Source organism: Actinacidiphila epipremni, from assembly GCF_012034175.1.
GTDB classification, from domain to species: domain Bacteria; phylum Actinomycetota; class Actinomycetes; order Streptomycetales; family Streptomycetaceae; genus Actinacidiphila; species Actinacidiphila epipremni.
The window spans coordinates 134,335-157,678 of record NZ_JAATEJ010000004.1; the positions used below are offsets into that span (position 1 = coordinate 134,335).

The window sequence follows — 23,344 nt, forward strand, 5'->3', positions numbered from 1 at the left end:
ACGGCCGGCGTGCGCGCCAGTTGGCTATACAACTTCGCCCCAGTAAGCGGCCCGCCGGGAAATGCCCCGTGAACCCGGCATGGCGGATGGCCGGTCGCCGGCCGAAAAGTCACCCCGCGGACGCCCCCGGCCACCCAGTGCGCCGCCCCCGCCGCAGGCGTCCCGCCGGCGGCCGTGCGGTCGGCCGGCGGGCCGTGCGCCGTGCGGCTCAGGGGCGCGTGCGCAGGCCGTCGAGGATGAGGGTGAGGACGCGGGCGGTGCGGGCCGGGGCGTCGGGGGCCGGCGGGATCCGCCACAGGACGCTGAGCTGCAGCAGGACGTCCTGCGGGTCGATGCCGGGCTTGAGGTCACCGGACGCGGCGCCGGCGTCGAGGAGGGCGGCGATGGCGCCGAGGAAGGGCTCGTAGTTCCGGTCGTCGAGCCCGCCGTTGGTCGCGGCGTGGATGACCTCGGAGACGCCGTATTTGAGCTTCCCGTAGCGCGCGACCTCCTCGAACCACCGGCGCAGCGCCTCCAGCGGCGGCAGTTGCGCGGCGAGCGTGTGGGCGAGGTCGATGACCTTGGCGATCTCCTGGTGGTAGAGCTCCACGATCAGCGCCTCGCGGGTGGGGAAGTGCCGGTAGAGCGTGCCCACGCCGACCCCCGCCTGCTTGGCGATCGCCGTCATCGAGGCGCCCGAGGACGCGGCGAACGCCTCGCCGGCGACGGCGAGGATGCGGGCCCGGTTGGTCTGCGCGTCGGTGCGGGTGGCGCGGCGGGGCGGCGGGGTCATGGCGGGTCCCATCGGTGCTCGGTGCTCGGTGCTCGGTGCTCGGTGCTCGGGGCTGGGGTGTGCTCGGGGTGCTCGGTGGTCTCGGTCGCGGCCTCAGGCCGTTTGCAAAGCGGAAGGGCTTCCGTTACGTTCGGCGGAGGCATACCGGAAGGGCTTCCGGTTCATTGTGGCACACCCTGGGAGGACAGCCATGCCCGAAACGGTCCTGGTCACCGGAGGCACCGGCTACGTCGCCGGCTGGTGCGTCGTCGAGCTGCTGCGGCGCGGCCACCGCGTCCGTACGACCGTGCGCGGCCACGGGCGGGAGCAGGCGGTGCGCGACGCCGTGGCGGGCGAGGTGGAGCCGGGCGGCCGGCTGGAGTTCGCGGTCGCCGACCTCACCGCTGACGACGGCTGGGCCGCGGCCGTCGAGGGCGTGGACCGCGTCCTGCACGTCGCCTCCCCGCTGGGCGGCAGCGGCGGGCCCGAGGCGCTGATCGCGCCCGCGCGGGACGGGGCGCTGCGGGTGCTGCGGGCCGCGGCGGCGGCGGGCGTCAGGCGGGTGGTCATGACGTCCGCGGCGAACACCGCGAGCCCGTCGTCGTACGCCGAGGAGGGCGTCACCGACGAGACGCTGTGGACCGACCCCGACGACCCGACGCTCATCCCCTACCGCCGCTCCAAGACCCTCGCCGAGCGCGCCGCCTGGGACTTCATGGCCGGCTACGACGGCCCCACCGAGCTGACCACGATCCTCCCCGGCGCCGTCTTCGGGCCGATCCTCGCGACGGACACGATCGGCTCGGTCGGCATCGTGCAGCGCATGCTCACCGGCGCGATGAGCGGGGTGCCGCGGATCGGCCTGGAGGTCGTGGACGTCCGAGACGTCGCCGACATCCACCTGCGGGCCATGACCGCGCCCGAGGCCGCCGGCGAACGCTTCCTCGCCACCGGCGAGTTCCTGTGGATGCGGGACATGGCGCGGGTGCTGCGCGCGGAGCTGGGGGAGCAGGCGAGCCGGGTCGCGACCCGGCAGGTGCCCGATGTGGCGGTACGGCTCGCGGCCCGCTTCCGCGACCCGTCGCTGCGGGACATCACCCCGGCGCTGGGGCGGCGCAACCGGCACAGCACGGCGAAGGCCCGGCGGCTGCTGGGCTGGCAGCCGCGGCCGGCGCGCGAGGCCGTCGTGGACTGCGCCCGCAGCCTGCTGGCGCACGGCGCGGTCTGAGGACCGGCGGCCGTAGGGTCAGTGCGCGCCGCGCAGGTTGAGGACCACGACACCCGCGACGATCAGGGCGATGCCCGCCCACTGGAGCCGGCCCAGGTGCTCGCCGAAGGCCGTCGCGCCGATCGCGGCGACCGCGGCGGTGCCCACACCGGACCAGACCGCGTAGGCCAGCGAGACCGGGATGCGGGTGAGGGCGCGGCCGAGGAAGACGAAGGAGAGGACGTAGCCGACCGCGACCGCGACGGTGGGCCACAGCCGGGTGTAGCCGTCGGTGAGCTTCAGGCAGCTGGTGGCGCACACCTCGCAGCCGATGGCGAGGGCGAGCAGCACGAAGGGCACGGGGGCGACTCCTTTACGGGCCCGGGTGGTTGCGGGGCTCAGATCCGGGCGGCGGCGAGGGCGGACAGCAGGACCAGGTCGACGTCCTCCAGGCTGCCGAGCACCGTGACGCCCGGCTCGTCGGGGATCGGCACGGTGGAGGGCACGGCGACCGCGCGGCAGCCGGCCGCGAGCGCGGCGGCCAGGCCCACGGGGCTGTCCTCCACGACCACGCAGTCCGCCGGCGCCACGCCGAGCCGGCCTGCCGCGCGCAGATACGGGTCGGGCGCGGGCTTGGTCCGTACGGTGTCCTCGGCGGCCACGGTGAGCGCGAACCAGTCCGCCCCGAGGGTACGCAGCACGACGTCCACGACCCGGCGCGGGGAGGCGGTCACGAGCGCCACGGGCACGCCGGCGGCCCGCAGTTCGGCGAGCAGCCGCAGCGCGCCGGGCCGGGGCCGTACCTCCTGGGCGACCAACGCGGCGAAGGCGGCGTCGAGTTCGCCCGCGAGCCGCTGCTGGGCGACCTCCGTCGCCGTCCCCGTCATGTGCAGCAGGTGCCGGGCGGTGTGCCCGGCCGGCCGGCCCAGCACCTCCGGCAGGTCGGCGTCGGTCGGCCGGTACCCCATCCGCCGGGCGGCGCCCTCGACGGCCCGCCACCACAGGTGCTCGGTGTCGACGAGGGTGCCGTCCATGTCGAACAGGACGGCGGCGGGCAGGGCGGGAGCGGTGGGCGAAGGCACGGGGTGGTGTTCCTAGGGGATCGGAGGGAGCGTCGCCGCCCGGGCGCGCACACCCGGGCGGCGACGGTACGCGCGCGGCCCCGGCGGCAGGGCACGCACCGCGCGCGGTGCGCGCCCGGACGCCGGGCGGGGCGGGCCGGGGTGTCAGGACGGGCGGCGGTGGTCGAGGAGGACCGGGCGGTCGGGGAGGGTCAGGGTGGCCGGGGAGCCGACCGGGAGGGCGGCGGCGGCCTCGGTGGGGAGGTCGGCCTTGGCCTCGGCGCCGTCCGGGAGGCGTACGGTCAGCCGGGTGATCGCGCCGAGGAAGGACGCGGCCACCACCGTGGCGGCGCCTTGCGGGTCCGCGGCCACCTGCACCGCCTCCGGCCGTACCAGCGCGTCGAGTTCGCCCTGCGCGGGCACCTCGCCGGCCGCCGGCAGCCGCCGGCCCAGCACCTCGACGAGGCCGTCCGCCGCCCGCACCGCCGGTATCCGGCTCATCGTGCCGACGAACTCCGCGACGAACGCCGTCGCCGGCCGGGCGTACAACTCCGCGGGCTCGGCGACCTGTTCGAGCCGCCCGGCGCGCAGCACCGCGACCCGGTCGGCCATGGACAGCGCCTCCTCCTGGTCGTGCGTGACGAACAGCGTGGTGATCCCGAGATCCTGCTGGAGCCGGCGGATCTCCTCGCGCAGCGTCAGCCGCACCTTCGCGTCCAGCGCCGACAGCGGCTCGTCCAGCAGCAGGACCCGCGGCTGGAGGGCCAACGCCCGGGCGAGCGCGACGCGTTGCTGCTGCCCGCCGGACATCTCGTGCGGGAAGCGCCCTGCCAGCTGCCCGAGCCCCACCAGCTCCAGCAACTCCGCGGCCCTGCGCTGCCGTTCACCGCGCCCGGTGCCGCGCATCCGCAGCCCGAAGGCGACGTTCTCCGCGGCCGTCAGATGCGGGAAGAGGCTGTAGGACTGGAACACCATGCCGGTGCCGCGCCGGTGGGCCGGCACCTTCGTGATGTCCGCCCCGTCCACCAGGACTTCACCGGCGTCGGGGTGCTCGAACCCGGCGAGCATCCGCAGCGCCGTGGTCTTGCCGCAGCCCGACGGGCCCAGCAGCGCGAGCAGTTCGCCGGGCCGGGCGGCCAGGTCCAGGCCCTCCAGCGCGACCGTCGCGCCGAACCGGCGGTGCAGGCCGCGGAATTCGACGGTCGCGCCGGCGTCCGCGGCGAGCGGGGGCGGCGGCGGGGTCGGGGTGCGGTCGGTGGTCGTCGCGGTCACGGCTTCTCCAGGGCGGCGTCGGTCGGTGCCGCGGCGGCGCGGCGGTTCGGGCGGGCGGTGCGCTGCGAGCGCCCGCGTCCTGCGGCGGCGAGCAGCAGCAACAGCACCCAGGTGAGCACCAGGCTGAGCACCGAGACGGACACCGAGACCTGGGCGTTGCTGCCGCCGAGCGAGACGATCCAGACGGCGAACGGCTGGTAGCCGAGGATCGAGGCGACGGTGTACTCGCCGAGCACCAGCGCCAGCGTCAGGAAAGCGGTGTTGAGCAGCGCGCCGCGCAGGTTCGGCAGCACCACGTGCACGACCGTGCGCGGCCAGCCCGCCCCGCAGTTGCGGGACGCCTCCACCAGCGTCTCCAGGTCCAGCGCCCGCAGCCCCGCGTCCAGCGTCCGGTAGGCCAGCGGCAGCGCCATCAGCACGTACGCGAGCAGCAGCACCACCGGGAAGCCCGGGTTCTGGATGGCGTTGAAGGTCTGGAACAGCGGGGTGCCGGCGAAGTCGTCCGGGCCCCAGCGCAGCACCGAGCTGATGCCGGCCGTGAGCGCGACGGCCGGCACCACCAGCGGCAGCGAGCACAGCACCTCCACCAGCACCCGCAGCCGCGGCGCGGTCAGCCGTACCGCGATCAGCGCGGGCACGAGCAGCAGCATGGTCGCCGCGATGGTCGCCGCGGCCAGCTCCAGCGTCAGCCGCAGGCTGCTCCAGAAGCCCTCGGCGCCGAAGATGCCGCTGTACGAGCTGAGGGTGAAGCCCTCGTTCGGCACGTCCACGGTGAAGAGCACCGAGGCGGCCATCGGCCCGAGGAAGTACACCACGGCGACCAGGCCGACCAGCCCGCGCCACAGCCGGGGCCGGCCCCGGCGCCGCACCGGAGCCGCGGTCGGGCTCGGCGTCGGGGTCGAAGGTCCGGTCGCGGGCGGGGTCAGCGCAGCCATCGGGCGCTCCTTCGCTGCAACGGGAGGTAGACGGCCATCACCAGGCCGGCGATCACGATCATGTCCAGGCTCAGCGCGAGCGCCACATTGCCCTGCCCCGCGAGCACGTTGCCGGACAGCGCGTTGGCGATCTGCAGCGTGATCAGCGGCACGGAGCTGCCGACGATCGCGGCGGCGGTCGCGTACGCGGCGAACGCGCTGCCGAACAGCAGCACGAACCCGCCGGCCAGGGACGGCGCGAGGATCGGCAGCGCCACATGCGTCCAGTACTGCCGGGTGGTCGCGCCGCTGTTCTGCGCCGCCTCGCGCCACTGGACCCGCAGGCCCTCCAGCGCGGGCGTGATGGTGAGCACCATCAGCGGCACCAGGAAGTAGAGGTAGACCACCGTCAGGCCGGAGAAGGAGTACAGGCTCCAGCCGTGCCTGGTCAGGTCCAGGCCGCGGGTCAGCTCGCCGGAGTTGCCGAGGGTGGCGACGAAGGCGAAGGCCAGCGGCACCCCGCCGAAGTTGGCGAGCACCCCGGAAGCGGCCAGCACCGCCTCGCGCAGCGCCCGGAAGCGCGAGGTGACGACCGCGTGGGCCAGCGGCAGCCCGAGCAGCACGCCGAGCGCGGCGGTCAGCGCGGACAGCTTGACGCTGCCCCACAGCGCGGTGAGGTAGGCGCCCTGCACGGACTGGCTGACGTTGCCGGTCGTCCAGTGCACGCCCTCGGGCGCGCCGGGCGCGGTCTTGAACGCCCCCGTGACGATCGCGAAGGCCGGCAGCCCGAAGACGACCGCCACGAACACGATCAGCGGCGCGACGGCGAGCCAGCCGGCGGCACGCGGCCGGCGGCGTACGGCCCCGGCACGTACGGGGGAAGCGGGAGCGGGAGCGGGAGCGGATGCGGCAGCCGGGCCGCCGCCGGCCCCCTCGGGGGAGGGGCCGGCGGCGGGCGGCGGCGTCGCGGCGCGAGCCGTGGTCATCTGCGGTGTCAGCTCACGGCCTTGGACCAGCCGGCGAGCACGGCCTTCTGGGCCGCGTCGACCTGGGCCGAGGTCGGGAAGGTCGGGCTGCCGGTCACCGCGGGGAGCAGGGCGGCGGCGGCCTGGTCGATCGTGCCCTTCTGCGCCATCGCCGGCATCTCGGCGGGGCGTGAGAAGCCCTGGAGCCACAGGTTCTGGCCCTCGGCGCTGTAGAGGAACTCCTCCCACAGCCGGGCGGCGGCCGGGTGCGGCGCGTACTTGTTGATGGCCTGGCTGTAGTACTGCGCGTACTGGCCGTCGGCGGGCACCGCGACCTTCCAGTCCAGGCCCTTGGCCGCGAACTCCTTGGCGTAGCCGGCGTTCAGGTAGTCCCAGTCGATGCTGATCGGCGTCTCACCCTTCTCGACGGTCGCCGGGGTGGACTCGACCGGGTTGAAGTTGCCGTTCGCCTTGAGCTTGTGGAAGAAGTCCAGGCCGGGCTGGATGTCGTCCAGGGAGCCGCCGCCCGCGAGCGCCGCGGCGAACACGCCGCCGAAGGCCGAGCCGGACTTGGTCGGGTCGCCGTTGAGCGCGACCTGGCCCTTGTAGTCCGGCTTGAGCAGGTCGGCGAAGGTGGTCGGGCACACCTTGACGTGCTTGGCGTCGCAGCCGATGGAGACGTAGCCGCCGTAGTCGTCGTAGCGCAGCCCGGTCGCGTCCTTCTGGGCGGCCGGGATGTCGTCCCAGGTGGCGACCTTGTAGGGGGCGAGGATGCCCTGGGCGGCGGCGCTGAGGGCGAAGGAGTTGCCGAGGTCCACCACGTCGGGGGCGCGGCCCTGGCCCTTGCGGGAGGTGATGGCGTTGATCTCGTCCTGGCTGGCGCCGTCGGGGTTCTCGTCCTGGACCTTGATGCCGTACTTCTTCTCGAAGGCGGCGATGACGGCACCGTAGTTCGCCCAGTCCGGCGGCAGGGCGATCGCGTTGAGGGTGCCTTCCTTCTTCGCGGCGGCGACGAGCGCGTCCATGCCGCCGAAGTCCGCGGCGGACGTGGCGCTCGCCGCGCTCTTGCCTGCGCCGGCACCGGAATCCGCGGTGCCGGAGGAGGAGGATCCGCAGGCGGCCAGGGCGAGGGCCGCGGCGGCGGAGAGTCCGGCGGCCACGGCGGCGCGGACACGGGGGGCAGTCACGGGAGGTTCCTCCTGGGGAAACGGCGGTCGGGCAGCGGGGACGCACCCGGCCGCCGGCTTGTGCCGAGGTTGGCTGTACAACTTCGGTCAGTACGTCGGACGCCGGTGGCCGGAAGGTGAACGGCGGCACTCGCGCCGGTGCATGCGGCGGGAATGTCGCCGTCCGGTTGTCACCGGTCCGCCACCGGATGACATCTGATGTCCGTGGGCGGGTAGGGTCCAGCGGGGCGTCCGTGCGTCACCGCGTCGTGTCGGCCGAGGAGGGACCTTTGCAGGGTGGGAGTACGGAGCCGGTGAAGGGCACCCTGTACCGCAAGGTCGCCGCCGACCTGCGCGAGGCCATCGCGGCCGGCGCGTACGGCTCGGGCGGCCGGCTGCCCGCCGAGGCCGAACTCGCCGAGCGCTACGGCGTCTCGCGCGGCACGATCCGGCAGGCGCTGGGTGCGCTGCGGGCCGACGGCCTGGTCACCTCCCGGCGCGGCACCCGGCGCGTCGTGCTCGGCACCACCCCTGTGCAGAGCTTCGCCGAACTGGTCAGCTTCACCAGCTGGGCCCGCTCGCTGGGCGAGGAGCCCGGCGGGCGGGTGGAGCGGGTGGAGCGGCGGCCGGCCGACCCGCGCGAGTGCGAGAAGCTGCGGCTCGACCCGGGCGCCGAGGTCGTGCTCGTGCTGCGGGTGCGCACGCTGTCCGGCCGGGCGGTCATGGTCGAGCGGTCGGTCTACCCGCTGTGGATCGGCGAGCTCGTCGCCCGTATCCCGGCCGACGCCGTCTCGCACACCGAACTGCTCCAGGAGCAGGGCGTGGTCTTCGCCGACGCCGACCACACCATCGACCTCACCGCCGCCGACGCCGACGACGCGCGGCTGCTGGGCTGCGAGCCCGGTGACGCGCTGCTGCGCGAGCGCCGCCGCAGTACGGACCCGGGCGGGACGCCGGTGGAATGGTCGGAGGACCGCTATCTGCCCGGCACGGTCGCCTTCACCGTGCACAACTCGCTGGCCACGTCGGCGCTCGCCCGCCGGCACCGCCGGCCGCCCCGGGCGGAGGGCGCCTGAGCGCTCCTGGCGCCCTCCGCCGGGGGGCTCTTGGGGGCTTTCGGGGTTCCGAGGCCGCGCAGGTGCGGCGGGCTCAGCCCCGCAGCAGGGCCGTGAGCAGCGGCAGGAAGTGCGCGAAGGTCCGGCCGTCCGCCGACGGCTGCTTCGCCGCCTCGTCCCAGCGGCGTACGGCCACCGCGTCCCGCGCGTACGGCAGGCGCGCGAAGGCCGCCGCCTCCTGCTCACCCATCGGACCTCCCTGCACCTGGAGGGTGTACTCCGAGGCCGCCGACAGCCGCTCGCGGTAGCCGGGCTCGACCGCGCACAGATACCGCTTGGCCGCCACGTGCAGCCGTACCGGCTCGGTGACCTCGGGCCCGAACCAGCGCGCCAGCAGGTCCGCGCCGGTGTGGCTGTGCCGGTTGTCGCTGCCCGCCATCAGCTCCTTGCCCGTCACGTGCGCGCCGTCGAAGTGGCCCACGTCGTGCAGCAGCGCGGCGGCCACCAGGTGCGGTGCCGCGCCCTCGGCCTCGGCGAGCGCGCCGGCCTGGAGCATGTGCTCGGCCACCGTCACCTCCTCGCCCAGGTACTCCGCGGCGCCCGGGCCCGCGAAGAGCTCCGCCAGCGGGTCGAGGGTGTCGGCGCGGCGCAGTACGGCGAGCGCGCTCGCCACCGCGTCCAGGTCGGCGTAACAGCCCTGCAGGTGCCGGGCGGCGCTGTGCTCGAAGGCGGTGCGGGCGTGCAGCAGGCGGGTGTTGTCGAAGAGCAGGCAGTCGCCGGGGGCGAGCCGGAAGTCCAGCTGCAGGCCGGGTCGCAGCAGCAGCTCGCCGAAGGCGCGGTAGGCGGCGTAGAAGGCGTCCAGCTCGGCGGCGGGCAGCCGCAGGGTGCCGATGGAGCGGTTGTTGAACCGCACCTCGCGGATCCGCCCGAGGCCGTCCGCGGTGATCAGCGGGCGGTCGGCGCGCAGCTCGGCCCGGTCGTCGCGGAAGACGAACGGCACGGGCGTGCGGGTGAGGACGTCGAAGGCGGCCGGGTCCTCGGCGCGCAGCAGCGCGGCGGCGGCGAAGCCGTCCACCAGGCCGGAGTCGCCGCCCTCGCCGGCGTTCTCCAGGCAGTGCAGCAGCTGCACGGTGGGGACGGGGTCGCGGTACGGGTTGTCGGTGTGCGGGCTGATCCGGGCGGAGGTGAAGGCCAGGTTGTTCGGGTCGGGCTCGACGCGGACGTCGAAGAGCCGGCCGTAGTTGGTCTCCCGGACGAAGCCGAAGGTCTCCGCGACCGCCAGCACCTGGCCGTCGCGCCGCGGCACATTGTGCAGCAGCGCGAAGCCGAGCCGCTGCACGGCGGCGAGCAGCCGGGCCCGCTCGGCGGGTACGGCGAGGTAGGTGTCCCAGTCCGCGGCCGGGACGCGGCCGGTGAGGTCGGCCGCGCGCCACAGCTCCTTGCCCGCCTCGGTGCGGTGGTCCGAGGTGCCGGCGGGCGGCGCCGGGCGGTGGGCGTGCAGCCAGGCCGCGGGGTAGCGGGAGCGGTGGCCGTCCGGGGCCCACTCGACCTCGACGGTGCCGCTGGCGTCGGGGCCGTGGGCGGTGCGCAGGGCGAGGTGGGCGGGGAGGTCGGTGATCTGGAGCAGCTTCTGGCCCGAGAGCGGGTCGCGGCAGTCCGCGCAGGGGCAGTTGTCCCGCAGCCAGGCCGCGGGGAGGGCGGTGACCGCGGGGAGGGGAGTGGCGGGGGGCTGGGGCCCCGGGTGTGCCGTCATCGTGCTCTTCCTTGTGTGCGCAAAGTTGTCTAGCCAACTTTGCGGGGTCGGGTGAGCGCGTGGTGGTCCGGGAGCCATCCGCCGGTGACGGGCGGGTGAAGAGGGGGGTGAAGAGGGGGGGAGAGGGGGGCCCGGCGGGCGGGCGGCCCCCTCCCGGCGTCAGGACTGGTAGTCGGCGGTGCGCATCGAGCTGACGGCGTCGCCGACGTTGCTGCGGTAGAGGCCGAGCTTGGGCTTGAGGACGAGGGCGCCGTCGCCGAGCGGGAAGTTCAGCGTCGCGGCGTCGGGCATGTGGTCGCCGTCGGCCAGGACGTTCAGCTCGTCGACGCCGGGGACGGTGCCGGTGGTCGCGCCGCTCGGGTCAAGGTCGATGACCGCGTAGGCGGTGTGGCCGGAGTAGACCGGGTACGCCGGGGCGCCGCCGAGGCCGCTCGGGATGATCGGGCGCACGGTGTGGCCGCCGCCGGCCTTCGCGCTGTCGAGGGAGACCAGCGGGTAGTAGCTCAGGCCGCAGGAGCGGGAGCCGTTGTTGCGTACGGAGATCACGCGCTGCGAGGGCGCGCCGGAGATGCGGGTGACGCGCACGGTGAGCTGCTGCGCCGCGCAGGGGTGCGTGAAGGCGTAGCTGTCGCTGGTGGCCTCGCTCTTGGGGGCGGGGGCCTTGGACGCCGGGGCCTTGGGCTTGGCGGCGGCTGCGGCCGGCTTGCCGCTCGTCCGGGGGGCGCCGGCCGCGGTCGTAGCGGCGGAGGACGCGGTGGCGGAGGGCGCGATGTCGGTGGCGGAGGGCGCGGTCGAAGCCGCCGGGTCCGAGGCGGCGGTGGACGAGGCGGGGCCGGCGCCGGCCGCCCCCGTGCCGTCCGACTGGCAGGCGGTGAGGGCGAGAGCGCCGAGGGCGAGGGCGAGGGCGGAGGTGAGGGCGGACTTCGTCGACATGGTGGCTGACCTTCGGTGTGATCATCGGGCTGGGCTTGCCTCACCACCGTCGGGCGCGGGGCGTCCCGCACGCCACAGTTTCGCGACAGTACGGGACGCCGGGACGTTCCATCCCCTCTGAGCAGGGATGATGGTCCTTCCTGGGACGCCGGTCCGGGACGGGGAGGGGCAGGGCATGACCACGCACGTCGAGGATTTCGCAGCGAGGCTGCGCGAGCTGAAGGAACGCTCGGGCCGCAGCTACGGCCAACTCGCCCCCCGGCTCCACGTCAGCACCTCCACCCTGCACCGCTACTGCACGGGCGCGGCCGTCCCCCCGGAGTACGCCCCGGTCGAACGCCTCGCCCGCCTGTGCGGCGCCACCCCCGAGGACCTCCTCACCCTCCACCGCACCTGGCTCCTCGCCACCACCACCCGCCGCCCGACGCCTGTGGCCCCGGCTGCCGCCGAGCCGCAGCCCGCGCCGGGCCAGGCGCCGCAGGCCGCGGCCGGAGGTGCGGCGGAGCCGGCTGCGGCTGACGCCACCGGGTCGCCGGCGGCCCCGGCAGACGATGCCGACCATGCGGGTGCCGCCGAGGGGTTCGCGGAGCCGGTGCCGGAGGCGGCTCTTGCCGCCGCGGAGCTGCCGGCGGCGCCTGCGCCGGGTGCGGACCGGGCCGGGGCGGGGGCCCAAGGCGCTGGGCGGCGAGGGGCGTGGTGGGGGCGGCGGGGGGCGTTGGTGGCCGGGGCCGTGGTGGCGGTCGGGGTTGCCGGGGTGCTGCCCGTGGCGTTGCAGGGCGGCGGCGGGTCGCACGGCGGCAGCCCCGCGGCGGGGGCGGCGCGGGCCGGGGGCGGCGCCGCCGTGCCGAGCGGGCCGGCCGGCCGGGTCGCGGCGCCGGCGACCACCGCGGGCCCGACGCGCGGCGTCGGCGCGCCGCCGGCCACCTCGGCCCCGGCGCGCAGCGCCGACCCGTCCCCCGAGCCCAGCGGCAGCGACCTCGCTCCGTTCCGGCTCAACGTCCTGGACGACAACTGGGACACCCAGTGCGGCCAGTGGTTCCTGATGCCGCAGCGGCCCGGGAAAGTGCCGCCCCCGCCGTCGCTGGAGCAGACCGGCGCGTGGGCGGAGGCGCTCGGCGGGGTCGCGGCCGGGCATCTGCGGCTCCAGGTCACCGCGCAGACCGCGCAGGCGCAGCCGGTCGTGCTGCACAACCTGTACGTCCACGTCGTGAGCAGCAAGCCCGCGCCGAAGGGCAACGTGTACACCCCCGGCGCCGGGTGCGGCGGCGGCCTTGACCCCGCGTCCTTCGCCGTGGACCTCGACGCGACGACGCCCCGCACCAAACCGGTCGCCGGCTTCGCGGACGACGGCCGGACGCGTACCCGCACCGACTTCCCGTACAAGATCTCCACCAGCGACCCCCAGGTGCTGGACGTCGACGCGAGCACCGCGGACCGGGACGTCAGCTGGTACCTGGAGCTGACCTGGAGCTGCGGCGACCGCTCCGGCAGGGTCACCGTCGACGACCACGGCCGCCCGTTCCGTACCGTCGGCCTGCACGGCGACACCGCGTACTTCTACAACGGCACCGCCTGGGCCCCCACCACCGCCGAGGACTGAGCGCGCGGGCGCCGCGGCCGTGAGAAGCCCGCAGCCGCCCGCAGCCGCCCCAGCCGCCCTCAGCTGCCGGTGTCGGTGAGCGACGCCACCGCCGTGCCGACGTCGGCGTAGACGGCGAAGACCGCGTCCGCGCCGGTGAGCGCGAGCAGGCGGGCTATCTGGACCGGCGGGGCGACCAGCGCGAGCCGCCCGCCGGCCTCCACGACCCGGCGGCGCAGCCGCAGCAGGACGTTGAAGCCGGAGGAGTCGCAGAAGGTCACGCCGGACAGGTCCAGCACGAGCCGGGGCCGCTCGCCGAGCAGCTCGGCGGCCCGTACGTACGCCTCCGGGCCGGTGGACAGGTCGAGTTCGCCGGTCATGGTCGCCACCGTGGGCCGCCCCTGCTGCTCCGCCACGGCTACCTCGAGTTCGCTGCGCACGGCTGACCGCTCCCTCCCCGCCCCCAGCCGGACCCGCCGCCGTGGGCGGCCCGGCGGCATCGACCGCCTACCCGCCCCCCGGCGCTCCAGTCCCCCGCCCGGCGCCCTGTTTCGCCCCCGGGATGCGGGGCACAGGGGCAGATGATCCGCCGGGGAGGCCGCGATGGAGATGTTCGAGGACGGGACGGGCAGCCCGCCGACCGGAAAGCTGCCCATCGTCGACTACAACCACCTGGCCGGGAGGACCGCCGAGTCCTATTTCCCCCGCCTGGGCGAGGACGAGCTGAAGGACCTGCTGCGCTACGAGCGCGCCCACCGCAACCGGCTGCCCGTCATCCGCTCCCTGACCGCCCATCTGCGCCGGCTGCGGCACGGCACCGGGAAGGGCACCTCGGCGAAGCCCTGACGGCGGCCGGCGGCATGTGCCGGTCCGGCTTGCGTGCGGGCGGCCGGGGCGCTCTCATCGAAGCAGGACCCGCGCCCGCCCACCGGGGGCCGCGGTGTCCGCGGCGACCCGCCACCGGCACCCTCTCAAGGAGACAGTCCCATGCCCGCACCGTCCGCACCCACCGTCGTCCTCGTGCACGGCGCCTTCGCCGACGCGTCCGGCTACGCCGGCGTCCTCAGGGAACTGGCCGCCTCCGGCGTACGGGCGGTGGCGGCGCCGAACCCGCTGCGCGGCCTGGCGCACGACGCGGACGCCGTCCGCGCGGTGGTGTCCGCGGTCGAGGGGCCCGTCGTCCTGGTCGGGCACTCCTACGGCGGGGCCGTCATCGGCCAGGCGTCCGCCGGGCTCGGCAATGTCGCCGCCCTGGTCCACCTCGCGGCGTTCAGCCTCGACGTGGGGGAGAGCTGCGCCTCGGTCCAGGCGCCCTTCCCGGCCTCGCTGCTGGCCGAGACCGCACGGCCGACGCCGTACGACGCCCCGGGCGCGGCGGGCGGCCCGGACCTCTACATCGCCGGCGACCGCTTCCGGGAGACCTTCTGCGCGGACGTGCCGGCGGATGTCGCGGAGGTCATGCGCGTCTCCCAACGGCCGCTGGCCGCCGCGGCGTTCACCGAGAACGCGACGGCCGCCGGGTGGAAGGACATCCCCTGCTGGTACCAGGTGGCGCGGCAGGACAACGCGATCAACCCCGAGGTGCAGCGCGCGGTCGCCGAGCGGATGGGCGCGACGGTCGAGGAAGTGGACGGCTCGCACACGGCGTTCATCGCCCAGCCGGTCCGCGCCGCCGGCCTCGTCCGGCAGGCGCTCGCAAAGCTCTGACGGCCCCGCGGCCCCAACAGCCCCGCAACCCCCGGGCCTTACACCACCGCGGCCTCAACAGCCCGTGCCGCCCCGTGCGTTCAGGCGTCGCCCGGCGCGGGCTCCTCGCGGTAGCGGCCCGGCGTCGTGCCGAACTCGCGCTTGAACGCGTGCGAGAGGGCGTACGGCGTGCCGTAGCCGACGTCGTGCGCGATCGCGGTGAGCGGGTCGGCGGTGGCGCGCAGCCGGGTCGCCGCCAGCGTCAGCCGCCACCAGGTCAGATACGCCATCGGTGAGCGGCCGACGAGGGCGCCGAAGCGGCGGGCGAGGGTGGGGCGCGAGACGCCGGCCGCGGCGGCCAGCCGGTCCAGCGTCCAGGGGGCGGCCGGGGCGGCGTGCAGGGCGCGCAGCGCGGCGGCGGTCACCGGGTCGTCCAGCACGGCCGGCCACGCGCCGCCGCCCTCCTCGGTCACCCACGAGCGCACCATGTACACCAGCAGCAGATCCAGCAGGCTCGGCACGGCGACGCCCGAGCCGGGCCGGCGGGCGGTCAGCTCGCGGCCCAACAGGTCGATGGCGGCGCGCAGTTCGGGGTACGCGCCGACCCGGTTGCGCAGATGCACGACCGGCGGCAGCTCCGTCAGCAGCGGGTGCAGCCGGCTGCGGTCGAGCCGGTATTTGCCGCACAGCAGCTCCACCGCGCCGGCCGCCGGCGGCTCCGCGGCGGGGCGCCCGGCGGCCTGCCACCGCTCGAACGGGACCGCCCGCGCCACAGTCGCCGGGCCGGCGGGGGAGTCGGCGATGACGTGCCCGGTGCCGTGCGGCAGCAGTACCGCGTCGCCGGAGCCGAGCGCGACCGGCTCGCCGCCGTCGGGCAGCAGCCAGCAGCCGCCCTCGATGACGACATGGAAGCCCGCGCCGCCGTACGGGGCGAGCCGCGCGCACCACCGGCCGCCGACCCGGACCCGGTCGGAGGAGGGCCGCCCGGCGCGCACCGCCGCGATCGCGTCGCTCACCACGTCCATGCGGCCCAGCCTATCCGCACGGCGGACCATGCGTGAGCCGGCCGCGTATCGGATCGAGCGATCGGCGCATTGAGCGGCTCATCGCGGCGAACCTAGCCTCGTCCGTATGATCACCGAGAACGTACAGAGCATCGTGCTGGGCGACGTCGAGGTCGTCCGGGTCGTCGAGTGGAGCGGGCCCTTCGCGCCCGCCGCGTACCTCGTCCCGCAGGCCGGCGAGCAGACCTGGGCGGACAACGAGGAGTGGCTGGCGCCGCACCACTTCGCGCCGGACACCGGCATGGCGAACGCCGCCCTGCAGACCTGGGTCCTGCGCAGCGGCGGCCGGACGGTGCTGGTGGACACCGGTGTCGGCGCCGGGCGGGAGCGGCCGGACACCCCGCACTTCCACATGCGGAAGGGCGACCTGCCGGCCCGGCTCGCGGCGGTCGGGGTGCGCCCGCAGGACGTGGACGTCGTGGTCGTCACGCATGTGCACGCCGACCACGTCGGCTGGAACACCACCGGCGTGGACGGCGGATGGGTGCCGACCTTCCCGAACGCCCGCTATCTGCTGCCGGCCGCGGACGACGCCTACTTCGGCCCGGGCAACGCGTACGGCGGCGGCGCGCGGCGCGACGACCAACTGGTGTACGAGGACAGCGTCGCGCCGGTGCACCGGGCCGGGCAGGTGGACCTGTGGGAGGGCACGCGCCGCATCGACGCGAACCTGACGCTGGAGGCGGCGCCCGGCCACACGCCCGGCTCGGCGGTGCTGCGGCTCGACTCGGGCGGTGAGCGGGCGGTGTTCGTCGGCGATCTGCTGCACAGCCCCGTGCAGTTGCTGCGGCCCGCGCGCAGCAGCTGCTTCTGCCTCGACCCGCGGCAGGCGGCGGCGACCCGGCACCGCATCCTCGAACGGGCCGCGGACGCGCGGGAGTTGCTGGTGCCGGCGCACTTCGCCGGAGCCGGGGCGCTGGAAGTGCGCCGGGAGGGTACGGGGTTCGGTGTGGAGCGGTGGGCGCCCTTCGCCGCGGTGTAGCCGCAGCGGGCGTGGCGTGGCGTGGCGAGGGCGTGCGCGGGGGCGTGGTCGGGCGAGGGGAGGAGCCGGGGGCGGCGCCGCTGTGATATTACCGACGGGTAGCCGCTCGCCCCCTGCCCCGCGCCCTGCCCGGTCCCGCCGCTCCCCGCCCCTGCCCCGTCGCCCTTTTCCGTCCCGTCCCTCCCGGAGGCCACGGTGTCCGCTCGCCCCGCCCAGCTGCTCGCCGGACTGCTCGCCACCGCCGGCGTCACGCACTTCGCCGCGCCGAAGCCGTACGACGCGCTCATCCCCGAGGCGCTGCCCGGCCGCCCCCGCACCTGGACGCAGGCCAGCGGCGCCGTCGAGCTCGCGCTCGCCGCCACCCTGCTCGTCCCCGCCACCCGCCGCACCGGCGCGCTGCTGACCGCCGGGCTCTTCGTGGCCGTCTTCCCGGCGAACGTGAAGATGGCCTACGACTGGCGGCACCGCCGCCCCGCGCTGCGCGCCATCGCGTACGGCCGGCTGCCCGTGCAGGTGCCGCTGGTCGGCTGGGCGCTGAAGGTCGCCCGGGAGGCGCCCGGCCGCTGAGGTGTGCCGCGGGCCGAGGGGCGCACAATGGGTGGAAGGAGGAGGACGGTGCTCGCGCTCGGCGGCCCCGGATCCGGTGCCGCGGTGTCGCTGCCCGTCTGCCGTGCGTGTGCGCCAGCGGAGTGGGTGTGATCGGGGACGATGAAGTGGCAATGGTCCCGGCCCCGTGCCGACCGTGACGAGACCGACTGGTCCTGGCAGACGAACCGGGGCCTGGTCGCGGTACCCATCGCCCTCATCGTGGTCATCACCGTCGCCGACGTGCTCGCGCCGCAGGAGGTCCACCTCGGTCCGCTGCTGGTCGTGGCGCCGGCGCTCACCGCGTCCTTCGGCAGCTCACGGCTGACCGCGCTCGTCGGGCTGCTCGCGACCGGCGCGCTCTTCACGATCTCCGCGGTGCGCAACAGCATCTTCACCTCCAACCACGAGAGCCAGCTCGTCGCGCTCATCGTGATCTCCGCCTTCACCGTCTTCTTCTGCCGGCTGCGCGAGAAGCACGGCGCCGAGCTCAGACAGGTGCGCTCCGTCGCGGAGGCCGCACAGCAGGTGGTGCTCCAGCCGCTCCCGGAGCGGATCGGCCCGCTGTCGGTCGCCTTCCGCTACGAGGCCGCGGCCGACCAGGCGCGGATCGGCGGCGACCTCTACGCGGCGGTCCGCACCGCGCACGGCACCCGGCTGCTCATCGGGGACGTCCGCGGCAAGGGGCTGACGGCGGTCGACGACGCCGACCTGCTCCTGGGCGCCTTCCGCAGCGCCGCCCACCGCGAGCTGCCGCTGCCCGCGCTGCACACCGAGCTGGAGGCCATCGTCGCCTGGGGGCTGACCCAGCCCAACCGGCACGGGCCCGAGGCGGCGGAGTCCTTCATCACCGCCGCGCTCATCGACATCCCCGACGACGAGCCGCGCATCAGCATCCTCAACAGCGGCCACCCGGCGCCGCTGCGGCTGCACAGGGGCGGCGTGACGACGCTCTCGCCGCGCCAGTTCGCGCCCCCGATCGGCGTCCTCCAGGACTCCGGCGCGGCCCCCGACGTCTTCCCCTTCGAGCCCGGCGACACGCTGCTGCTCTACACCGACGGCGTCACCGAGGCCCGCGACGACACCGGCCGCTTCTACCCGCTCGCCGACCGCCTCGGCGGCATCGTCCACACCGAGGTCCACCCCGTCGACCTGCTCGCGCTGCTCCGCGAGGACCTTCTGGACCACACCTCGGGCACCCTCGACGACGACGCGGCCGTGGTCGCCGTGCGCCGCGACTACCTCGGCGACCGCCCCACCGCCGAGCGCCCCGCCCCCTCCCCGCGCCGGCCGCACGGCCAGCCCCCGGCCCACACGCCGCCGGGCACCCGCACCCGCCGCCCCACCCTCGCCGACCACCGGCCCCCGCCGGTGTAGTCGCCGCCGGGCAGGTCCCTGCGGGACAGCGGGCGGGGCATCCGGGGGAGGGGCGTACGGGGACCGGCGGGCGCATGGCATCATTCGGAGGCCGGGGCCGGGGGAGGCCCCTGGGGGCGGGGGGTTCGCCGTTCCCTCATGCCGGAACGTCGAGCTCCAGAGGACTTCACGTGTCGAAGCGCCGTGCGCCCAAGCCTGCCTGGCACCGCTACGCCTGGATCGCCGCGGCGGTCGTCCTGGTCGGCGGCGGAGGTGCCGTCGCCGCGGGCGCCGTGGGCGGCGGCGGGAAGAACGCCGGGGCGGACGCGCGGGACGTGGCCGCGGGCGGGGCGTCGCCCTCGGCCGGGGCAGCCGGGAGCGCGGCACCCGGCGCGTCGGCGACGCCCTCGGCGAAGGCGTCCGCGTCCGCCTCGGGGACGGCGACGGCCTCCGCGACCGCCACGCCCACCGCGTCCGGCACGGCCACGGCCACCCCGAAAACCGGCGCCTCCGGCGGGGGCGCGGCCGGGGACGGCGGCGGCGACGCGACCGGCGGAGCCGAGCCCGCCACCGTCGCGGGCCCCGCGCACCCCGCCTCGGCCGAGGTCTTCACGGGCCTGGCCTTCGACACCTGCACCGCGCCCGGCGCGAGCAAGATGAGCGCCTGGAAGGCGAGCAGCCCGTACGGCGCCGCCGCCGTCTACATCGGCGGCCGGAACCGCGGCTGCGCCCAGCCCAACCTCACCTCCTCCTGGGTCGGCACGGTCGGCGCCGCCGGCTGGAAGCTCATACCGATCTACGTCGGCGCCCAGCCGCCCTGCCAGACCAGCGGCAGCAAGGAGCGGATCAGCGCCGCCGACGCCGCCTCCCTCGGCGCCTCGGACGGCGCGGACGCCGTCGCCAGGGCCAAGGCCCTCGGCATGCGCGCGAGCAGCGCCCTCTACCTCGACATGGAGGCGTTCGACGACAGCGACGCCGCGTGCGTCGGCTCCGTCCTGACCTACGTCCAGGCGTGGGACAAGGCGCTGCACGCCCGCGGCTACTGGGCCGGCTTCTACGGCTTCACCTCCTCCAGCGCCGCCGTCGTCGCGCAGGCCAAGCCCACGACCCCGGACATGCCGGACGTGCTCTGGTACGCGAAATACGACGGCAACGACAGCACCACCACCGGCTTCCCTTTCTCCTCCGGCCTGTGGACCGGGCACCGGCGCGGGCATCAGTACCAGGTGAACTCCAAGGAGAGCTACGGCGGCGCCTCGATCACCGTCGACCGGGACGCCTGGGACGCCCCGGTCGCGATCACCGGCTGACGGCCCGCGCCCTCAGCCGCGCGGGGTCGCCAGCAGCGCGCGGGCCCGCTCCGGGGTGAGCAGCCGCGCCAGCACCGGATCGGCCAGCAGGGATATCGGGGCGATATGGTCCGCGCAGACCGGCCGCCACAGCGGCACCGCCGCGAGCAGCGCCGGCCACGCCTGCGCCAGCAGCGCGGCCCTGGCCTCCGCGGGGGAGGGGGCCGCGGCGGCGGCAGCCACCGGACCGCCCGACGTCATGACGGCGGTCAGGTGCCGGACCACCACCGGCTCGTCGCGGGCCGGCCGCACCGGGTCCGCCGCGTCCGCGAAGGCGGGGTGCGCGGCGAGCGGATCGACCACCGCGTGCACGGCCGCGTCGAACTCGGCGTTGCCGAAGGAGAGCCGGAAGCCGGGCGCGGCGGCCCGCGCCTCGTACTCCTCGATCAGCTCCTTGACGGCCGCCGGTCCGTGCTCCTTCAGCCGGGGCAGCGGGCGCAGGTCGTGCCGGGCGGCGAGCCGGTCGTGCCGCACCAGCAGCGGCAGCAGCTCGGCGGCGAACAGCGGCCCGTCGAGCAGGTCCTCGACCCGGTCGGCGTTCCAGAGCAGGTTCGCGACATGGCGCTGCCACTCGCCGAGCAGCGCCCGCAGCTGCGTCGCCAGCACCTCCGCCCGGGACCGGCCGAACGCCTGCGCCTCGTCGAGAAGCGCCAGCGGTGCCTCGATCCCGCCGGCCAGCGCCTCGCCGCGGGCCCGCTCGACCACGCCGTCCCAGTGGTCGCGGGTCGCGCCCGGCGGGCGGCGCAGCGCGTGGAAGGAGCGCCACTGCTTGCGCATGAGGTCGGCGAACGAGTCGAACCGCTCGGGGCCCTCGCCGGACCAGGAGGCGAGCCAGTACGCCGCCCACTCGCCGTCCTCGCCCACGTCGTCCGGGTCGAGCAGCATCACCGCGGCGTCGCCCTCCAGCGACAGCCGCAGCGACCGCGCCAGGACCCGGGCCTCCTGGACCTCGAACGGCACGTCGTCGTCCTCGTCAGCGTCCCCGGCGTCCCCGGCGCCGTCCGCCTCGGAGGAGTCCAGTGCCTCCTCGGCCAGCTCCTCGTACACCTCGATCCACGTCCGGTCCTCGGTGTCCCGCAGCCACGCCAGCTCCGCCGTGCCGGCCATGCGGTAGACGAAGCAGCCCGCGTCCCGCCAGCCGTCCGTCACGAGCAGGAACTCCCGCAGCGAGGGCGGCAGTCGGCGGCCCAGCCGCTGTTCGGCCGCCGCGACCGCGGCCTCGCTCGCCGGCGCGAAGCCGAGCCACCCGTCCCGTACGACCTCCGGGTCGAGCGGCGGGGCCTCGGCCGGGTCGTGCCCGACGATCCACTCCGCGCTCCACTGCTCCAGGAACGGCCGCCACGCCGTACGCTCCCCCATCGTGCTGCCCTCCGCCGGCGAGTGATCTCCATGTCCGGTTCCACTTCAGCACAGGGGTACGACATCGCCCTCGGCCGGCCGGGAACCGTCCCACCGCATCCGCGTCTCACATGTGGCGTGGGGGCGCGTGGCGCCCGCCGCGGCCGTGCGGTTCACTCGGGCCGGACGGGACGGGACGAGGGGGTGATCCGGGCGTGCTGAACGAGACGGAGTTCCGTACCGAGGACCTACCGGCCGGCGAGCGCTTCGAGGCGTGGGAGGAACTGCTCAGCCACGCGCACGCGCCGATGCACCAGACCACCGAGTTCGCGGCGGACTTCCGGGCGCACGTCCGGCTGATCGAACTGGGCGAGGTCGTCGTGTGGCCCGCGCAGTGGCCGCATCTGACCTTCCACCGCACCCCGCGGCTGATCCGCCAATCGGACCCGGAGCACTGCCACCTGTCGCTGTGCATGAGCGGCAACGCGGTGGCGCAGTGGCAGCGCAGCGAGGCGGCCTACCACGCGTACGACTTCCACGTCACCGACACCTCGATCCCGTACGACATCATGACCGACCCGCGCACGCCCATCACCATGATCGGCGTCGAGGTGCCCAAGACGCTGCTGGGCCTGCCGTGGGGGCGGGCGCAGCAGATCGTCGGGCGGGGGCTTTCGGGGCGGGAGGGCGTGGGCGCGCTGCTCGCGCAGTTCCTGACCGGCGTGACCGGTGACACGTCCGTCTACAGGCCCGCCGACGGGCAGCGGCTCGCGTGGGTGCTCAGCGACCTGGTCACCGCGCTGTTCGCGCAGGCGCTGGAGGCCGAGGGGGAGCTCGCCCCGGAGGCCCGCACCCGCACCCTGGCGCTGGAGGTCAAGTCCTTCATCCGGCGGAATCTGCGGGACGCCGACCTGACCCCGAGCAGCGTGGCCGCCGCCCGGAACATCTCCCGCGGACATCTGCACCGGCTCTTCCAGGCCGAGGGCACCACGGTGGCGGCCTTCATCCGCGACCAGCGGCTGGAGGCCGCCCGGCGCGACCTCACCGACCCCGGCCAGTCGGGCACGCCCATCCACGCCATCGCGGCCCGCTGGGGCTTCCGCGACCACGCGACCTTCACCCGCACCTTCCGCTCCGCCTACGGCGTCACGCCGCGCGACTACCGGCACGCGCCCGTGCTCGCGGGGCCGGCCGCCGCCCCGGCCGAGTAGCGGACGCCAAGCCGGCGCCAACCCGTCGCCAAGGGCGCGCACAGTGGCAGCCAAGTCCGGTGGCCGATGCTCAAGTGCACCGTGCGGTCGACACTGCCAGCACTCGGGGAGACGCAGTATGACGAGCAATCAGCCGACGCCGGAGCGGATCATGCAGCTCGCCAACGGCTATTGGGCGACCGGCATCCTCGGCGCGGCGGCCAGCCACGCGCTCTTCACCCACCTCGACGCCGGCGCGGACACGCCCGAACGGCTCGCGGAGAAGGCGGGGATCTCGCAGCGCGGTGTGCAGGCGCTGCTGGACGGCCTGGTGAGCCTCGGCCTGGTGGAGCTGCACGACGGTTCGTACCGCAACTCCGACGAGGCGTCGCTGTTCCTGGTGGAGGGCCGGCCCACCTGCCTGAGCAGCTTCGCCAAGCTCAAGCTCGCGCACATGGCGTCCACGGTCGTGCTGCCCGAGGTCGTCGCGGCCGGCGGCCCGATCGCCGACGTGACGACCGAGGTCGCGGACAACCCGCACTGGGAGGAGCTCGTCCCGGCGATCGCGGCGCAGTCCGTGCCGGTCGCGCTGATCGCGGCGGAGAAGCTGCGGATCGCGCAGGCCGGGCCGATCTCGATCCTCGACATCGGCGGCGGCTCCGGCATCTACTCGGCGATCTGGCTGGAGGCCAACCCGCAAGCCCGCTCGACCCAGTTGGACTGGGCGCCGATCAACGCGATCGCCCGCCGGCTGGTCGGCGAGCGCGGCGCCGCGGACCGTTTCGGCACCGTCGACGGCGACTTCCACACCGCGGACTTCGGGACGGCCGCGCACGACATCGCGATCTACTCGCACATCGCCCACCAGGAGGGCGAGGAGGACAACGTCGCGGTCTTCGCCAAGATCCGCGGTGCGCTCAAGCCCGGTGGCACGCTGGTGATCTGCGATTTCGTGGTGGACGACGACCGCAGCGGGCCGCCTTTCCCGCTGATGTTCGCCTCGGAAATGCTGCTGAAGAGCAAACAGGGCGGCACATGGCGCCGCGCGGACTACCGCGCCTGGCTGAACAAGGCGGGATTCGAGGACATTTCGTTCCAGCCGACGATGTCGCCGGCCACTTTGGTCTTCGCCCGCTGA

At 75.4% G+C, this 23,344-nt stretch carries 23 protein-coding genes; 11 read left to right on the top strand and 12 right to left on the bottom strand.

Annotation, left to right across the window (positions count from 1 at the left end; translation table 11 throughout):
• Positions 1–208: 208 nt before the first annotated feature.
• Positions 209–772 (bottom strand): TetR/AcrR family transcriptional regulator, encoded by a 564-nt coding sequence (locus tag HCN08_RS07815; RefSeq protein WP_167982175.1) that lies wholly within the window; start codon positions 770–772, stop codon positions 209–211.
• Positions 773–962: 190 nt separating this feature from the next.
• Here HCN08_RS07815 and HCN08_RS07820 point away from each other — a divergent pair, with 190 nt between their 5' ends.
• A complete protein-coding gene (locus tag HCN08_RS07820) occupies positions 963–1,979 on the top strand; it encodes an NAD-dependent epimerase/dehydratase family protein (protein WP_167982176.1) in 1,017 nt (338 codons plus the stop codon).
• 18 nt (positions 1,980–1,997) lie between these two features.
• Here the strand turns inward: HCN08_RS07820 and HCN08_RS07825 are convergent, their stop codons facing one another.
• The 6 genes from HCN08_RS07825 to HCN08_RS07850 all read right to left on the bottom strand — a co-directional run bounded on the left by HCN08_RS07825 (position 1,998) and on the right by HCN08_RS07850 (position 7,357).
• A complete protein-coding gene (locus HCN08_RS07825) occupies positions 1,998–2,318 on the bottom strand; it encodes a DMT family transporter (protein ID WP_167982177.1) in 321 nt (106 codons plus the stop codon).
• Positions 2,319–2,356: 38 nt separating this feature from the next.
• The gene (locus HCN08_RS07830; RefSeq protein ID WP_322974301.1) at positions 2,357–3,040 is read right to left on the bottom strand and encodes an HAD family hydrolase; all 684 of its coding nucleotides are present in this window, start codon (positions 3,038–3,040) and stop codon (positions 2,357–2,359) included.
• 144 nt (positions 3,041–3,184) lie between these two features.
• Complete coding sequence (locus tag HCN08_RS07835; protein ID WP_167982178.1) at positions 3,185–4,291, bottom strand: ABC transporter ATP-binding protein; 1,107 nt, start codon at positions 4,289–4,291, stop codon at positions 3,185–3,187.
• Positions 4,288–5,085, bottom strand: a complete 798-nt coding sequence (locus tag HCN08_RS07840; RefSeq protein WP_240969900.1) for an ABC transporter permease — start codon at positions 5,083–5,085, stop codon at positions 4,288–4,290. The genes HCN08_RS07835 and HCN08_RS07840 overlap by 4 nt, the downstream gene beginning before the upstream one ends.
• Positions 5,086–5,213: 128 nt before the next feature.
• On the bottom strand, positions 5,214–6,191 hold the full coding sequence (locus HCN08_RS07845) for an ABC transporter permease (protein ID WP_167982180.1): 978 nt from the start codon (positions 6,189–6,191) through the stop codon (positions 5,214–5,216).
• Between the two features lie 8 nt (positions 6,192–6,199).
• Positions 6,200–7,357, bottom strand: coding sequence for an ABC transporter substrate-binding protein (locus tag HCN08_RS07850; RefSeq protein WP_167982181.1), 1,158 nt, complete (start codon positions 7,355–7,357; stop codon positions 6,200–6,202).
• Between the two features lie 293 nt (positions 7,358–7,650).
• Here HCN08_RS07850 and HCN08_RS07855 point away from each other — a divergent pair, with 293 nt between their 5' ends.
• Complete coding sequence (locus HCN08_RS07855) at positions 7,651–8,412, top strand: GntR family transcriptional regulator (RefSeq protein WP_322974302.1); 762 nt, start codon at positions 7,651–7,653, stop codon at positions 8,410–8,412.
• 73 nt (positions 8,413–8,485) lie between these two features.
• Here the strand turns inward: HCN08_RS07855 and tmpA are convergent, their stop codons facing one another.
• Together tmpA and HCN08_RS07865 are read right to left on the bottom strand one after the other, a co-directional pair.
• Entirely contained in the window at positions 8,486–10,144 is a 1,659-nt protein-coding gene (gene tmpA / locus HCN08_RS07860) for a 2-trimethylaminoethylphosphonate dioxygenase (protein WP_167982183.1), read from the bottom strand.
• 159 nt (positions 10,145–10,303) lie between these two features.
• Complete coding sequence (locus HCN08_RS07865; RefSeq protein WP_167982184.1) at positions 10,304–11,077, bottom strand: DUF4232 domain-containing protein; 774 nt, start codon at positions 11,075–11,077, stop codon at positions 10,304–10,306.
• Between the two features lie 175 nt (positions 11,078–11,252).
• On the opposite strand from HCN08_RS07865, the gene HCN08_RS07870 reads away from it, so the two are divergent.
• Positions 11,253–12,677, top strand: coding sequence for a helix-turn-helix domain-containing protein (locus tag HCN08_RS07870; protein WP_167982185.1), 1,425 nt, complete (start codon positions 11,253–11,255; stop codon positions 12,675–12,677).
• Positions 12,678–12,736: 59 nt separating this feature from the next.
• Here HCN08_RS07870 and HCN08_RS07875 read toward each other — a convergent pair whose 3' ends face one another.
• Positions 12,737–13,096, bottom strand: coding sequence for an STAS domain-containing protein (locus HCN08_RS07875; protein ID WP_322974303.1), 360 nt, complete (start codon positions 13,094–13,096; stop codon positions 12,737–12,739).
• A gap of 163 nt (positions 13,097–13,259) precedes the next feature.
• Between HCN08_RS07875 and HCN08_RS07880 the strand changes: the two genes are divergently transcribed.
• Both HCN08_RS07880 and HCN08_RS07885 read left to right on the top strand, forming a co-directional pair.
• Positions 13,260–13,502, top strand: a complete 243-nt coding sequence (locus tag HCN08_RS07880; protein ID WP_167982187.1) for a hypothetical protein — start codon at positions 13,260–13,262, stop codon at positions 13,500–13,502.
• Between the two features lie 141 nt (positions 13,503–13,643).
• Positions 13,644–14,363, top strand: a complete 720-nt coding sequence (locus HCN08_RS07885; RefSeq protein ID WP_167982188.1) for an alpha/beta fold hydrolase — start codon at positions 13,644–13,646, stop codon at positions 14,361–14,363.
• Positions 14,364–14,443: 80 nt separating this feature from the next.
• Here HCN08_RS07885 and HCN08_RS07890 read toward each other — a convergent pair whose 3' ends face one another.
• On the bottom strand, positions 14,444–15,367 hold the full coding sequence (locus HCN08_RS07890) for an AraC family transcriptional regulator (RefSeq protein ID WP_167982189.1): 924 nt from the start codon (positions 15,365–15,367) through the stop codon (positions 14,444–14,446).
• 106 nt (positions 15,368–15,473) lie between these two features.
• Between HCN08_RS07890 and HCN08_RS07895 the strand changes: the two genes are divergently transcribed.
• The 4 genes from HCN08_RS07895 (at position 15,474) to HCN08_RS36460 (ending at position 19,639) form a co-directional block, all read left to right on the top strand.
• Entirely contained in the window at positions 15,474–16,388 is a 915-nt protein-coding gene (locus tag HCN08_RS07895) for an MBL fold metallo-hydrolase (protein ID WP_167982190.1), read from the top strand.
• Between the two features lie 195 nt (positions 16,389–16,583).
• The gene (locus tag HCN08_RS07900) at positions 16,584–16,955 is read left to right on the top strand and encodes a DoxX family protein (RefSeq protein WP_167982191.1); all 372 of its coding nucleotides are present in this window, start codon (positions 16,584–16,586) and stop codon (positions 16,953–16,955) included.
• A gap of 141 nt (positions 16,956–17,096) precedes the next feature.
• Positions 17,097–18,350, top strand: a complete 1,254-nt coding sequence (locus HCN08_RS07905) for a PP2C family protein-serine/threonine phosphatase (RefSeq protein WP_167982192.1) — start codon at positions 17,097–17,099, stop codon at positions 18,348–18,350.
• 170 nt (positions 18,351–18,520) lie between these two features.
• On the top strand, positions 18,521–19,639 hold the full coding sequence (locus HCN08_RS36460) for a glycoside hydrolase domain-containing protein (RefSeq protein ID WP_322974304.1): 1,119 nt from the start codon (positions 18,521–18,523) through the stop codon (positions 19,637–19,639).
• Positions 19,640–19,651: 12 nt separating this feature from the next.
• Here the strand turns inward: HCN08_RS36460 and HCN08_RS07915 are convergent, their stop codons facing one another.
• On the bottom strand, positions 19,652–21,037 hold the full coding sequence (locus HCN08_RS07915; protein ID WP_167982193.1) for an SMI1/KNR4 family protein: 1,386 nt from the start codon (positions 21,035–21,037) through the stop codon (positions 19,652–19,654).
• A gap of 194 nt (positions 21,038–21,231) precedes the next feature.
• On the opposite strand from HCN08_RS07915, the gene HCN08_RS07920 reads away from it, so the two are divergent.
• Together HCN08_RS07920 and HCN08_RS07925 are read left to right on the top strand one after the other, a co-directional pair.
• The gene (locus tag HCN08_RS07920; protein WP_322974305.1) at positions 21,232–22,227 is read left to right on the top strand and encodes a helix-turn-helix domain-containing protein; all 996 of its coding nucleotides are present in this window, start codon (positions 21,232–21,234) and stop codon (positions 22,225–22,227) included.
• Between the two features lie 118 nt (positions 22,228–22,345).
• Positions 22,346–23,344, top strand: a complete 999-nt coding sequence (locus HCN08_RS07925; RefSeq protein ID WP_167982194.1) for a methyltransferase — start codon at positions 22,346–22,348, stop codon at positions 23,342–23,344.